Source organism: Taibaiella sp. KBW10, from assembly GCF_003852495.1.
Lineage (GTDB): Bacteria > Bacteroidota > Bacteroidia > Chitinophagales > Chitinophagaceae > Edaphocola.
The window spans coordinates 9,877-22,251 of the sequence record NZ_QAJI01000001.1; the positions used below are offsets into that span (position 1 = coordinate 9,877).

A 12,375-nucleotide genomic window follows, 5' to 3' on the forward strand; every position below is an offset into this window, starting at 1 on the left:
GCAGCGTTTCTTTTCGCGTACGCCCCGACAACAGGATTTTTAGCCATGGATTTATACAGCCTTGATCTTTTGTTTCTTTTGCCTTGATGCAAAAGAAAAAGGAGAAAAGAAGTCAAAATTAAAAAGTAGAAAGTCAAAAGAGATCTCTCCTGCGTCGGGAGAACAATATAGCGCGAAAGGCTTCCTCTATAGGAAGCCTTTCGCGTATAAACATAATCCGGATTTTCTGCAATCAGCTTTGAGGTGGCGGCGGCTCATGACGCGTACCTGCATCTACCGTAATGCGGGCATGCTTATACTCTTGCCGTACCGGCAAATACATTGACCAAGCTATCCATTTTATACAGACACAGGCGTGTATCGGCCAGCAGCTCCGGTATCCGGTCCTGGTTATAGCCTTTCCGGTTTACGATGGCCGCACGCAGCGTACTGATCAGCCGCTCAAAATCATTGTTCAGGCTGTCCAGCAGGGTAATATCTGCCGGCAATACCGCATACTCACTAAGCTGGCTGGCCAGGGGCAACAAGCGGCTGTGTATATCGCGCAGCCGGGCCAACGTAAGGTTATCGGGCCGGTTCAGCAGCGATGATTTGGAGATGCGCAACTGCTCATGCAGCTCAAGATTATGCTGCTGCAAGGCATAAACGCTCGCGCGCTTGGCCAGGTTTACCGCCAGGCGAATGGCTTTCAGCTCTGTCTCTGCTTTCTGCCCGGTAGTACCTGTGGTAACCACTTCGGTGCGCTCGGTGGCTATTGAGAGGGCGTCAATCAATTGTTCGAACTGCTCGGCCTGGTCGCTAAAGGCCGACATGGTAGACCATACCGGTTGGTAGGTGGACAGCACCCGGCGCAGGGTGCGGCAAATGGATACAAAATTGACATCTCTTTGGTTCATAATGTAGTATTTTAGTATTATTAAAAAGGTGTGTTTCTGTACCAAATGTAAATACAAAAAATGGAACAAAAACCAATACCCACAAGGTTTCTAGCGAATAATTTACAGCATATTGACACTCAGCATTTTGGGCTTTTACTCCAATTATCCAGGGACTAACAATTTTTTCCCGGATACCAGACACATGCTGTCCTGAGCACGGCATGTTCCGGAATGTAAGCAGCATTTTCGGTCATGCAAGAAGCGTTTTAAGTTATGCGAGCAGCACTTTCGATTATGCAAGAAGCATTTTCGGTCATGCGAGAAGCACTTTCGGTTATGCAAGAAGTGTTTTAAGTCATGTAAGAAGCATTTTCGGTCATGCAAGAAGTGTTTTAAGCTACTTACAGCTACAATGTTAGTACCTGCAAGACCTTAAACCAGATCTTGTCGCCATCTCTTAGCTGGGTTCCTCATCCAGCAGTGGCGGTAGCAAGCGCAGGATTTGACCACCGGGAATCCGTACAAAGGCATCCGCATCGATCCAGCTCTCTAACAGAGGCTGCTCCCCTTCCAGGCATATAATGATCCGGTGCAGTCCGGTAATCACCGACACGTACTGCCCCGGCCGGAAACCACTATCGGCCAGCCACTGGCCTTTAAGCGATATATGGGGTATTTGGTGCAGGCCTATGTCTTTTAAGTCCCGGCTTCGGCCTACTTTTATTTTCTGCACGGCGATGCTTGATTTGATTTGCTTTTTCATCATATAAAATTTTAGTTGATACCAAAACAAACATAATCCTGCCGGCATATCCTATTCTGGCCTGCATAACTTATGCGTTCCGCCACATAATTTAGCTATCTTTATCCTGTCCGTTTTTCTCACAAAACCGTACATTTGTATTCCTATGACAAACACAATACCCCACAAGCACATACACGAAGGCCGCAACCTCAAACGCTTCCGCGAGATGCTGGGCATCAAACAAGAAGTCCTGGCCAAAGAACTGGGCCAGGACTGGACCCAGAAAAAGATCTCGCTGCTGGAAGCGAAGGAAAGTATAGAGCTGCCGATACTGCAAGAAGTTTCCGCCATCTTAAACATACCGGTAGAAGCCATTCAGAATTTTGATGAGGAGCAGGCGGTGAATGTCATTTCTAATACGTTTACTGATTTTAAAGATGGGGCTTCTGCAATTAATATTCATCCTGTATTCAAACTGTTGAGGTCGTTTTAAAAATGCATGATGAAAAGATGGCATTGTATGAAAGGATGCTTAAATAGAAGGATGAAATGATGGGGAGGTTGGAGAAGTTGATGGAGAAGTAAAAAAAGACATGAAACGACATCTAATAAACGCTCCTGACTACTTCCCTAAAGACGGCCTAGATAAAAGTAGCTAGTTGCTGCGAATCAAACTAATTAAATAATTTCAATTTAATGTAAATTTGTCATCAGACAAAATATACAATATTCTAATAAATGAAAAGAGAATCAAAGACCGGCAATGAACAGGAATTTGAGGGATATGAAGCTTTGGCAAATGTTGAAGAACCTCAACTTTCTTTATACGAAGACAACGAAATTATACTTGCAAATGCGAAGAAAAGCATTTGGGATACAAGTATAAAAGCAGAAGAAAATGGATACTATTGGAGAAAAGATCCATTAATCACTAAAGGGAAGCCAATTACAAATGATAAACCTTTAGTGGTAGAGCTATTTTGTGGCTGCGGAGGAACATCGTTAGGTTTTGAAATGGCAGGCTACCAAATTGCAATTGGCTGTGACATTCACCAACCTTCTATAGCAACTTTTAAAAATAATCATCATAATGTTTCTACTATTTTAGGTGATGTTAAAAGAATCAAGCCCACATCTTTTACAGAATTATTGGATGGAAGAGAGGTTGATGTCTTGATTGGAGGTGTACCTTGTCAGGGATTTTCTCTAAACAATAGGAAGCGACACGAAGCTGATGAACGAAATTTATTGTACAAAGAATTCATCCGCTTCGTCAAAGCACTAAAACCTAAAGTGGTAGTACTGGAAAATGTCTCAGGAATGAAGAGTACTGGAAATATTGTCGAAGAAATTGAAAATGAGATTAGCGCAGCAGGGAATATGAAAGTTAAAAGTAAGCTCCTTTTTGCCCCGGATTATGGAGTACCACAAACAAGAACAAGGCTTGTCTTTGTGGGCATTCGTGGGGGGGAAGAATTCGACTTTAATTCTATAATTAAAACACACGGCCCTACAACAAAAAAACCTTATGTTACAATTAAGGATGCAATTGGAGATTTACCAAGCTTACAACCCGATCAGAAGGTTGAAGAGTATTATAGTGAAGCGTTTAGTGAGTATCAAAAATTGATGCGCAAAAACATTAAAGATACTAAACTGACCAATCATAAAGCGCCTAATCATCCGAAAGAAGTTATAGAAAGAATAAAAGCAACTACTCCCGGAACTCCCATGTATCCAAAATTCAAACAACGTATTCGATTAAGTTGGGGTATCCAAAGCCCTACACAAGTTTCAGGAGGGATTAGACCACAATTCCAGTTTGGCCACCCGGAAGACAATAGAGGGCTTTCAATTCGAGAACGTTGCAGATTACAAAGCTTTCCAGATAACTTTGAAGTAAGCGGAGGTATAGTTCAAGGAAGAGTTCAAACAGGAAACGCGGTTCCGCCGTTACTGGCAAAAGCAATAGCATTAGCAATCAAAAGATATTTATGAACTACAGAATATGGTATAGCACGGAGAGTTTTGCAGACTACATTATTGCAAATACTGAACTAAGCAAGAAGAATGTTGTTAAAAAGAAAATGTTTGAAAGTGATGCAAACAATGCAAAGAACTTTCACTCAATGCCAGACCACATTAAAAAGATTTTATATTTAGACGCACCAGATTTGATTGTTGAAATTGATACGGAGCCGATTTTCTCAATTGAAGTTTCAACTGAAGCAGGCACAGGCCATAATGCTTTTCAGAGATTTGCAAGACTAGCTGCATCTGTCGAGAATAATGTACCTGCATTTTATATTTATCCTGAAGCTGCAATTATAACAAGACAAAATACACAACCTAAATGGGACAAAATTAATCCACTTGTTTTCAAAGCTTTGGATGACGTAATGACCATTTATAAAATTCCAGCTTTGTTATATTATTTCCCATCAGACTATCAGGATCACTCGGTTGCAGGAACATCCCCACACCTTCGACATAAGGGATTAAGATATGATAGTAACAGAAATTTTGCTGGTTGCCCCGATAGTACTGATAACGAAATGATTTTGATGTTTGCAGCAATAAATGAAATCATTTCAGTTGTTGAAAAGTCAGGTGTGATTAACGGGAGAGAAAAATTATTAGGAAAGCGAATTTTAAGTGATAGGAAAACTTTTATGCTACAAGAGTATGCTACCAAAGGAGGCAATAGCAATATGTCCCCACTTACAGCAACTGAAAAAATTCCAACTGAATTTCTATTAAACTATTTATCAAAATACGAAAACGCTAATTATAAGATTGGTGAGCTATTAAGAAGTAGAGAAGAAACAATAATATACAAAGTAGACGCTGCATTTAGAGGAGATCCATATCCAGGTGCATTAGCTGCAATTGACTACTTACTTTGTAGAGAAGGAAAATCTTTTGAAGAAAGAAAATATAACCTTGTAATGTGTTGGGGTAATCTAACAATCGATGACAATGCAAAAACATTTGCAATTGATAGTCAAAAAAGCACAATTCACGATTTTGTAAGTGCAGTAAAAGCAAGTGAAGGGAAAAACATCTTAACAAAAGACTATGACAACATTCCCAGTAGCGAAATTCCAAGATATTACATGCAAGTTCGTTATGGTTCTATGTTCTCAAAAGTAAAGCACATAAGAGTATTTTCCTATTTTGCTGATGCAATTTTATTTCCAGATGGAGCCCTATGGAGAGACGCATAACAGAAGAACAAGTAACGAAAGCCATTATTGATTGGCTTGAAACAAATGGTTGGGAAATCATTTGTTACGATTTCCCTCAAAGCGGAACAGGAGTTCCCCTCCATCTTAATCAAGAACTGAGAACAACAAAGAATAAAGGTTTGTTTATTCCCGATATTGTTGCAATAAAAAATGGCGTCGTGATTTTCTTTGAAAATAAAGATAGATTTGTTCTTTCTGACTTTCAAAAAATCCAAATGCTTAAGAGTACAACCAACTATGAAGTTTCAATTACTAAATTTCTTGAAGGCTATAATTATTCTGAAATTTTCTATGGTGTAGGTTTATCACATACGTCTAAAACAGAACAAAGAACTAATGAACATTTAGAAAAGATTGATTTTGCTGTGTTTCGCTATGAAGACAATACAATAAAAGTAAATTTTGACCCCCATAACATATTTTCATCATCTAATGATTCTAATAATATTGGGCCATTAGCACTGTAATATATTTTGTTTCAAAAGAAGGAAGCCTACTCCTTATATAATTAAACCCAGATAACAATCTAATAAAATAAAAAGAATCATGCATCATACATGATTCTTTTGCATTTTATGCCATACGCTGTAACGGCTCCAGGTCTTTTAATTCTTCTTCTGTAAACAAGCGGTAATGCACTTTAAAAGTCTTACCCAATGGGCTTTCTAAAGAAAAGCCTCCGGGCCCAAAACCCTCTAATACATCCAAAGTAAAATGGGAATATTGCCAGTATTCAAACAAATCCCGGTCGATCCAAAATTCAAAACCATCGACCAGACCAATCAGTACATCATTCATTCGGGGAAAAAAGCCACCCTTCTCAAAACATTGTGGTTGCGTGCCTTCACAACAGCCCCCGGCCTGATAAAACATCAGGTCTCCATGCTTTTCTTTCAGGATTTGGATCAATTCCATGGCCTTATCGGTAACGGCGAGTCTCTGTATCATATCTATAAAATTAAAGCTTTTAAAAGGTATTGAAAAGGAAAGGTTCCTGCTCTTTTGTTTCGCCAAAGTCAGGTTTCCCTCATGTTTTGTTTCCAACAAACGCATTTCAACACAAACGCTCCTTCTATAGAATAAAATGGAGCGCCTGGTTAATGTATAAGAGGAAAGGGAACTACGTGTTAATTAAAAGAATCCTAATTTGTTTTTATTGTAAGAGATCAGCATATTTTTCTCCTGGCGATAATGCGCCAACATCATTTTATGATTTTCTCTGCCAATGCCCGATTGTTTATACCCTCCGAATGGGGCACCTGCAGGATAGGAGTGGTATTGGTTTACCCAAACACGGCCTGCCTGAATCGCTCTTGGCACCATATATAATTCATGGGCATCTCTGGTCCATACACCTGCACCTAAGCCATAAATCGTATCGTTTGCTATTTCGATGGCCTCCTCTACCGTTTTGAAGGTCGTTACGGCCAGTACAGGTCCGAAGATCTCTTCCTGGAAGATGCGCATTTTATTATTTCCTTTAAATAAAGTCGGTTTGATATAATACCCGTTTTCCAGATCACCGCCCAAATCGTTCACATCGCCACCGGTCAATACTTCGGCACCTTCTTCCTTACCCAATTTTATATAAGAAGTGATCTTATCTTTTTGGATTTGGGAGGCCTGTGCACCCATCATAACGGTAGGATCAAGCGGATTGCCTGTTTTGATTGCATTTACCCTTGCGATTACTTTCTCAATAAATCTGTCGTAGATATCTTCCTGTATCAGTAGACGGGAAGGACAGGTACAGATCTCTCCCTGATTTAAAGCGAACAACACCGCACCTTCTATGGCTTTATCCAAAAATGCATCATCGGCATCCATCACAGAGCTAAAGAAGACATTAGGTGACTTGCCGCCAAGTTCCAGGGTTACGGGAATAATATTTTCGGTGGCATATTGCATGACTAAGCGCCCGGTAGCGGTAGAACCGGTAAAAGCGGCTTTGGATACTTTTGGATTAGTCACTAAAGCACGGCCCAGTTCTGCTCCGAATCCATTAACGATATTCACCACACCGGCAGGGATCAGGTCGCCGATCAATTCCATCAACACCATAATAGAGATGGGCGTGCTTTCGGCCGGTTTTAATACCACACAGTTTCCCGCAGCCAAGGCCGGAGCCAGCTTCCACACAGCCATCAGTATCGGGAAATTCCAGGGGATGATTTGGGCAATAACGCCCAAAGGTTCATTTACAATTAAGGAAACGGTGTATTGGTCCAGTTCTACATGAGAGCCCTCTTCTGCACGGATTACGCCTGCGAAATAGCGAAAGTGATCAATAGCCAAAGGAATATCTGCAGCCAGGGTTTCCCGCACTGCTTTTCCGTTATCTACGGTTTCTACTGCCGCAATATATTCCAGGTTTGCTTCGATACGGTCTGCAATCTTATTCAACATAATACTTCTTTCTGTAGCAGAGGTCTTACCCCAGCTCTGGAAAGCAGTATGCGCCGCATTTACGGCCAGTTCTAAATCTTCTTTGGAGGAGTGTGCTGCTTTGGTAAATACTTTACCATCTATAGGGGAAACCACATCGAAGTAATTGCCATTGACCGGTGCTGTCCACTGACCATTAATATAATTCTCGTACTTACCCTTAAAATCGGGACGATTGATTACTGTTGACATAATAGTTTTCGTTTTAAATTTCCTCCTAAAATTATCTTTAATAAATCCAGAACAATAGTAAAATCGTGTTTTCGGATGGTAAAATAGTATGCAATTGTGATCTGTTAAAATTGAATTATGGTTTGCAGACAAAGATGTTTTACGCCATAATTCTGCTTATATTTGAGAAGACTAGCAGGCTACTCCTTTAAATTCCGATCAATCTTATGACACAGCAACGTATTTTGTTACACACACCGGATCTTCGTTCTGAAGCAAATATGCATACGCTTGTAGAACATAGTACTACCTATACGATGCGCGATTGTGAGTTTTCAATTTACGAAACCCACCAGGTCGCCAAAGACATCAAACTACAGTTTAATAATTTGGCCTTTACGGCTATGCTGAGGGGTAAGAAGGTGATGAAACTGGACAATAAATCGGCTTATTTTGAATACCTGCCGGGAGAAAGTGTATTGGTGGCGCCCGGAGAAACGATGGTGATTGATTTTCCGGAATCGGATGCGCAACCTTCGCAATGCATTGCCCTGAGTTTAAGTCCCGAATTTGTGGCACAGACCTTGCAATACCTTAATCTGAGGGAAGCCAAAATAGAGGAGCAAAGCTCCTGGAAGATTGATCAGGAAGACTTTTATCTGTTTAACAGTACTGCATTGGCTTCTGCGACTAATAACATTATGCGTATTGCGATGGAGGATAATCTGCAAAAAGATATTATGGCTGATTTTGCCTTAAAGGAATTATTAGTGCGCTTAATGCAGACACAAGCCCGTAAGCTGGTAGAGAACAATCAGGAGCGCAAGCAATCGACGAGTCGTCTGGCTTTTGTGATTGAATATATCAAAAACAATTTGCACCAAAAGCTATCGATCGATAATATTGCGAAACTGGCTTATGTCAGTAAATCTAATTTCTTTAAATTATTCAAACAGGAATTAGGCATTTCGCCCAATGAATATATTTTACAGGAGCGTATTGCCAGAGCGAAGAATCTGCTTCGCTATAACAATAGTATAAAAGAGGTGGCGTATCAAACCGGCTTTGCTGATACGAATTATTTCACAAAGACCTTTAAGCATTTTGAAGGCATTACGCCAAAAAACTATCAAAATGCTTATCTGATGGTCAGTTGATTTTGCTTAAGGATAAGCAATAAAATAGTAATTCAATTTCTTATAATATTGTTCTTTAAACGCCTCGAGCGTAAATGATTTTCCGTTTTGTTGCAACCAGTTTTTCATGGTTGAAATCTTCAGGCCACAATCGGTCAGCAGGCTGTAAATATCTTCCGGCTTGGTATTATAAAAATCAGAAGCGCCCAGGCCATGTTCAAATATAATGACGGGTTTATGGCGTTTGATCGTATTTACGCCCCCTTTAAGGACGCCTAATTCTCCCCCTTCCACATCGATTTTGATTAAGTCTATTTTCAAGTCTTGCGGTACGATATTATCCAACAGATCGGTTTGTACTTCTATCGTTGTATCTTCTTCGTTCTTTTTGTCATACTGTCTTTTCACCAGTCCGCTATAAGCGGGATTGCTGATCACGTAGTTAAAATTGGCTGTACCTTTTTTATCTGTCAGGGCTACATTTTCCAAACGGCAATGCTTACCGGCAAGGATGGTGGAAAGGTTGTTAAACAGGTCCGGAATCGGCTCAAAACCATAGTGCGTCCCTTTCGGTGCATATTTACAGATCAGGGTCAGTATCTCACCCTTATGGCAACCTACATCCAGGGTATTGCTATCGGGTTTACATACTTTTTGAATGATCGCAAGCGTCTGGTTATCGTACTGCTGATTCTTGGTAAATGCGATGGGTATTTTTTTAATAATAGCTTTTATAAACGCTTTCATCTCTGTAACAAAATTCTAATTGGGAAATGAGGTAAAACATAAATACTATCCACCAAAGCAGATAGTATTTATATTCATTGGTTTCTTTTGGGCAGAATTATCTTAATAAATTTCTGCTGATCACGATTTTCTGTACTTCACTGGTACCTTCATATATCTGTGTGATTTTTGCATCACGCATTAAACGTTCTACATGGAATTCTTTTACATAACCGTATCCACCGTGAATCTGAACGGCTTCATTAGTTACCGTTTGTGCGATTTGAGAGGCAAATAATTTTGCCGTTGCAGAAGCAACATCATAGTTCTCATGCTGATCTTTCAACCAGGCTGCTTTGATACACAATAAACGAGCCGCTTCTACATCAGTAGCCATATCAGCCAATTTAAAGGCAATCGCCTGATGGTACATGATCTCTTTTCCGAATGCTTTACGCTCTTTAGAATATTTAGTAGCTAATTCTAATGCACCGCTGGCGATACCCAGTGCCTGAGAGGCAATACCGATACGGCCGCCACTCAACACTTTCATCGCAAAGGTGAATCCGAAACCATCTTCACCAATACGGTTTTCTTTTGGCACTTTCACATCCTGGAACATGATCGTATGTGTATCGCTTCCACGAATACCCATTTTATTTTCTTTTGCACCTACGGTTACACCTTCCCATGATTTTTCTACGATAAAGGCATTGATGCCTTTATGTCCTTTTTCAATATGGGTTTGTGCAATTACCAAATAATAGGAAGCAGAATTACCATTGGTAATCCAGTTTTTCACACCATTCAGGATATAATGATCTCCTTTATCTTCTGCAGTTGTACGCTGAGAAGTGGCATCGGAACCCGCTTCGGGCTCACTCAGCAAGAATGCACCGATTGCTTCTCCGCTGGCCAAAGGCACTAAATATTTTTGTTTTTGCTCTTCGTTACAGAATTCTTCAATACCCCAGCATACTAAAGAGTTGTTTACACTCATACATACAGAAGCAGAAGCATCTACTTTAGAAATCTCTTCCATAGCCAATACATAAGAAACGGCATCCATACCAGCTCCACCATATTTCGGGTTCACCATCATTCCCATAAAGCCTAACTCCCCTAATTTTTTGATTTGTTCGGTTGGGAACTTTTGTAGCTCATCACGTTCTATTACGCCGGGCAACAATTCTGTTTGGGCGAAATCACGAGCGGCTTTTTGGATCATTAACTGCTCTTCTGTAAACTGAAAATTCATAAAGTATTTTTGTTTAAATTTAATTGCGTCACTTTTTGACGGGACAAAGATAATTATTTTGTCTTAATTTCCTCATGATAAATATACCGTTATAACAAAAGAAAAGAGGCCACAAAATGTAGCCTCTTTTCAAGAATATAGTATACTTATCTCCTATTTTGCAGGAGCTTGTTGTTGTGGTTGTTGTTTTTGTTGCTCTTGTTTTGGTGCTTCTTGTGGTTTGTTTTGGTTAATACCTAAAGAGAAGGTAGACAATACACACAATACCAGGATAACCGCTGCGGTATACCAGGTACCTTTTTCCATCACGTCGCCGGATTTCTGAACACCCATTACCTGATTACCCATACTTCCGAAAGAACCGGAAAGACCACCGCCCTTTGGCTTTTGAACTAAAATAAAAAAGGCTAAAATAGCGCAGGCAAGAATAATTAATATGATATAAAGGCTTGTCATTGGTTATATTTCTTTTTGTAAACTTTCTATTTTTTCAGCAAAATAAATACTTTTCTCCGGATTTTTCAAACTTAATTTTTTATATATGGCAATTGCCTCCTGTATCTTCCCTTGTTTGGCATAAACAATGGCCATTGTTTCACTTACAACTGCCTCTTCTCTTGATATAGAATTGACCGCCATCTCGAATACAGAAGCCGGAATTTCATCGTTTTCTTCCTCAATCGCTTCTGCCATCTTTTGCTTCTGCCATAAGGCTTTCAATGCTCTTTTTTCTTCTTCTTCTTCCTGCTCTTTATGGGTTTTATGTTGCAAAAACTGTAACCATTCTGTAAAACTCATCACCACCAACAGTGACTTATCCGTATCTTCTTCTTTGGCTGCTACCGTAGCCGTTTCTATCTCCGGCAGATCAGAAGATACTGCTATGCCCTGTTTTGTAAAATAGTCCACGGCACCCAGATCGAAGGTTAACTCCTCCGGTGCCGCGACAGGCTGCTCTACGGCAACATTCACGACAGTGGCCATAGGTGCGGGCGCGCTCCAGGATAGTGCATCTTTCCAATAATGATACACTACGGGATTGTACCCGTACATCTCCAATAAATCGCGGTTCACAATATTACCCGATTGCCGGAAATGGGACAGCAGTTGTGCAATGGAAAAGTAAGGATAGGCCTCTTGTATTATCCTGAGCCGGACCTCATCTTCGGGCAGCAGTTTTTGTGGTTCCTGCAACCAATTATGTATTTGAATACCTGAAATCAAAATGAACTATTTTTTACCAGTTTACAAAAGCTTTATTAAAGATATCATCTGCGAGCTGGTTGCCGATATCTTCTATAAGTTTATTTTCTACCGACTGTAATTGCTGATTGGCACTAAAGTCCGCAAAGCGGCTAAAGGATTGCTTAAAATTTGCCTTTGGATCCAGTTTGTTTTTAAATTCGATCTGTACCGTAATGGTCAGCCTGTTTTGCGAGGCCTGTGCCTGCTGTGCATCTCCCAAACCGGAAATACTCACATTATACCCCGTTATCGCACCACTGATATCATAATCGGCATCCGTCCCCTGTATGGGGGCTAAGCCGGTTTGAGACAAAATCCTGCTTCTGATCTTTTGGGTCAGCGTAGGACTTAAGGTGGGCACCACATTGATAGACGTATTCTGTAAGTTTTGTATATTCATGGTCTTACCGGCAATACTCGCACCGGTAAAGGAATAGACCTTACAACCTGTCCAAAGGATGCAAGCAAGAATAACTAAGCATATATTTTTCATTGAAGAGTTTGCTGCTTTCTGCAAAAGTAT

Annotated in this window: 14 protein-coding genes; 5 read left to right on the top strand and 9 right to left on the bottom strand. The window is 40.3% G+C overall.

Annotated features, from left to right (window positions below; genetic code table 11):
• Nucleotides 1-293 precede the first annotated feature (293 nt).
• Both DBR32_RS00065 and DBR32_RS00070 read right to left on the bottom strand, forming a co-directional pair.
• Nucleotides 294-896: a hypothetical protein gene (locus DBR32_RS00065; RefSeq protein ID WP_124634246.1), complete on the bottom strand. Its 603-nt coding sequence runs from the start codon at nucleotides 894-896 to the stop codon at nucleotides 294-296.
• A gap of 439 nt (nucleotides 897-1,335) precedes the next feature.
• Nucleotides 1,336-1,644 carry a SymE family type I addiction module toxin gene (locus DBR32_RS00070; RefSeq protein ID WP_199724266.1) on the bottom strand — a complete coding sequence of 103 codons (309 nt, stop codon included), beginning with the start codon at nucleotides 1,642-1,644 and terminating at the stop codon, nucleotides 1,336-1,338.
• Between the two features lie 142 nt (nucleotides 1,645-1,786).
• On the opposite strand from DBR32_RS00070, the gene DBR32_RS00075 reads away from it, so the two are divergent.
• The 4 genes from DBR32_RS00075 (at nucleotide 1,787) to DBR32_RS00090 (ending at nucleotide 5,338) form a co-directional block, all read left to right on the top strand.
• On the top strand, nucleotides 1,787-2,116 hold the full coding sequence (locus tag DBR32_RS00075) for a helix-turn-helix transcriptional regulator (protein ID WP_233559620.1): 330 nt from the start codon (nucleotides 1,787-1,789) through the stop codon (nucleotides 2,114-2,116).
• 245 nt (nucleotides 2,117-2,361) lie between these two features.
• Nucleotides 2,362-3,621: a DNA cytosine methyltransferase gene (locus DBR32_RS00080; RefSeq protein WP_124634247.1), complete on the top strand. Its 1,260-nt coding sequence runs from the start codon at nucleotides 2,362-2,364 to the stop codon at nucleotides 3,619-3,621.
• Nucleotides 3,618-4,850, top strand: coding sequence for a hypothetical protein (locus DBR32_RS00085; protein WP_124634248.1), 1,233 nt, complete (start codon nucleotides 3,618-3,620; stop codon nucleotides 4,848-4,850). The genes DBR32_RS00080 and DBR32_RS00085 overlap by 4 nt, the downstream gene beginning before the upstream one ends.
• Nucleotides 4,835-5,338, top strand: a complete 504-nt coding sequence (locus DBR32_RS00090; RefSeq protein WP_124634249.1) for a hypothetical protein — start codon at nucleotides 4,835-4,837, stop codon at nucleotides 5,336-5,338. Before DBR32_RS00085 ends, DBR32_RS00090 begins: the two co-directional genes overlap by 16 nt.
• A 106-nt stretch (nucleotides 5,339-5,444) precedes the next feature.
• Here DBR32_RS00090 and DBR32_RS00095 read toward each other — a convergent pair whose 3' ends face one another.
• The gene (locus DBR32_RS00095) at nucleotides 5,445-5,819 is read right to left on the bottom strand and encodes a DUF779 domain-containing protein (RefSeq protein ID WP_124634250.1); all 375 of its coding nucleotides are present in this window, start codon (nucleotides 5,817-5,819) and stop codon (nucleotides 5,445-5,447) included.
• A 183-nt stretch (nucleotides 5,820-6,002) separates the two neighbouring features.
• Nucleotides 6,003-7,508, bottom strand: a complete 1,506-nt coding sequence (locus DBR32_RS00100; protein ID WP_124634251.1) for an aldehyde dehydrogenase family protein — start codon at nucleotides 7,506-7,508, stop codon at nucleotides 6,003-6,005.
• Between the two features lie 206 nt (nucleotides 7,509-7,714).
• Between DBR32_RS00100 and DBR32_RS00105 the strand changes: the two genes are divergently transcribed.
• Entirely contained in the window at nucleotides 7,715-8,644 is a 930-nt protein-coding gene (locus DBR32_RS00105) for an AraC family transcriptional regulator (protein WP_124634252.1), read from the top strand.
• 6 nt (nucleotides 8,645-8,650) lie between these two features.
• On the opposite strand, the gene DBR32_RS00110 is transcribed toward DBR32_RS00105, so the two are convergent.
• From DBR32_RS00110 to DBR32_RS00130, 5 genes are all read right to left on the bottom strand, one after another.
• Nucleotides 8,651-9,370: an FkbM family methyltransferase gene (locus DBR32_RS00110; protein WP_124634253.1), complete on the bottom strand. Its 720-nt coding sequence runs from the start codon at nucleotides 9,368-9,370 to the stop codon at nucleotides 8,651-8,653.
• 97 nt (nucleotides 9,371-9,467) lie between these two features.
• Complete coding sequence (locus DBR32_RS00115; RefSeq protein WP_124634254.1) at nucleotides 9,468-10,607, bottom strand: acyl-CoA dehydrogenase; 1,140 nt, start codon at nucleotides 10,605-10,607, stop codon at nucleotides 9,468-9,470.
• Between the two features lie 153 nt (nucleotides 10,608-10,760).
• Entirely contained in the window at nucleotides 10,761-11,063 is a 303-nt protein-coding gene (secG, locus tag DBR32_RS00120) for a preprotein translocase subunit SecG (RefSeq protein ID WP_124634255.1), read from the bottom strand.
• Between the two features lie 3 nt (nucleotides 11,064-11,066).
• Nucleotides 11,067-11,831: a hypothetical protein gene (locus DBR32_RS00125; RefSeq protein ID WP_124634256.1), complete on the bottom strand. Its 765-nt coding sequence runs from the start codon at nucleotides 11,829-11,831 to the stop codon at nucleotides 11,067-11,069.
• A gap of 13 nt (nucleotides 11,832-11,844) precedes the next feature.
• Entirely contained in the window at nucleotides 11,845-12,345 is a 501-nt protein-coding gene (locus DBR32_RS00130) for an LptE family protein (protein WP_124634257.1), read from the bottom strand.
• Nucleotides 12,346-12,375 lie beyond the last annotated feature (30 nt).

Coding starts and splice junctions, on each gene's coding strand:
- DBR32_RS00065 (WP_124634246.1), bottom strand. CDS start 896: ATGAACCAAAGAGATGTCAATTTTGTATCCATTTGCCGCACCCTGCGC.
- DBR32_RS00070 (WP_199724266.1), bottom strand. CDS start 1,644: ATGATGAAAAAGCAAATCAAATCAAGCATCGCCGTGCAGAAAATAAAA.
- DBR32_RS00075 (WP_233559620.1), top strand. CDS start 1,787: ATGACAAACACAATACCCCACAAGCACATACACGAAGGCCGCAACCTC.
- DBR32_RS00080 (WP_124634247.1), top strand. CDS start 2,362: ATGAAAAGAGAATCAAAGACCGGCAATGAACAGGAATTTGAGGGATAT.
- DBR32_RS00085 (WP_124634248.1), top strand. CDS start 3,618: ATGAACTACAGAATATGGTATAGCACGGAGAGTTTTGCAGACTACATT.
- DBR32_RS00090 (WP_124634249.1), top strand. CDS start 4,835: ATGGAGAGACGCATAACAGAAGAACAAGTAACGAAAGCCATTATTGAT.
- DBR32_RS00095 (WP_124634250.1), bottom strand. CDS start 5,819: ATGATACAGAGACTCGCCGTTACCGATAAGGCCATGGAATTGATCCAA.
- DBR32_RS00100 (WP_124634251.1), bottom strand. CDS start 7,508: ATGTCAACAGTAATCAATCGTCCCGATTTTAAGGGTAAGTACGAGAAT.
- DBR32_RS00105 (WP_124634252.1), top strand. CDS start 7,715: ATGACACAGCAACGTATTTTGTTACACACACCGGATCTTCGTTCTGAA.
- DBR32_RS00110 (WP_124634253.1), bottom strand. CDS start 9,370: ATGAAAGCGTTTATAAAAGCTATTATTAAAAAAATACCCATCGCATTT.
- DBR32_RS00115 (WP_124634254.1), bottom strand. CDS start 10,607: ATGAATTTTCAGTTTACAGAAGAGCAGTTAATGATCCAAAAAGCCGCT.
- secG (WP_124634255.1), bottom strand. CDS start 11,063: ATGACAAGCCTTTATATCATATTAATTATTCTTGCCTGCGCTATTTTA.
- DBR32_RS00130 (WP_124634257.1), bottom strand. CDS start 12,345: ATGAAAAATATATGCTTAGTTATTCTTGCTTGCATCCTTTGGACAGGT.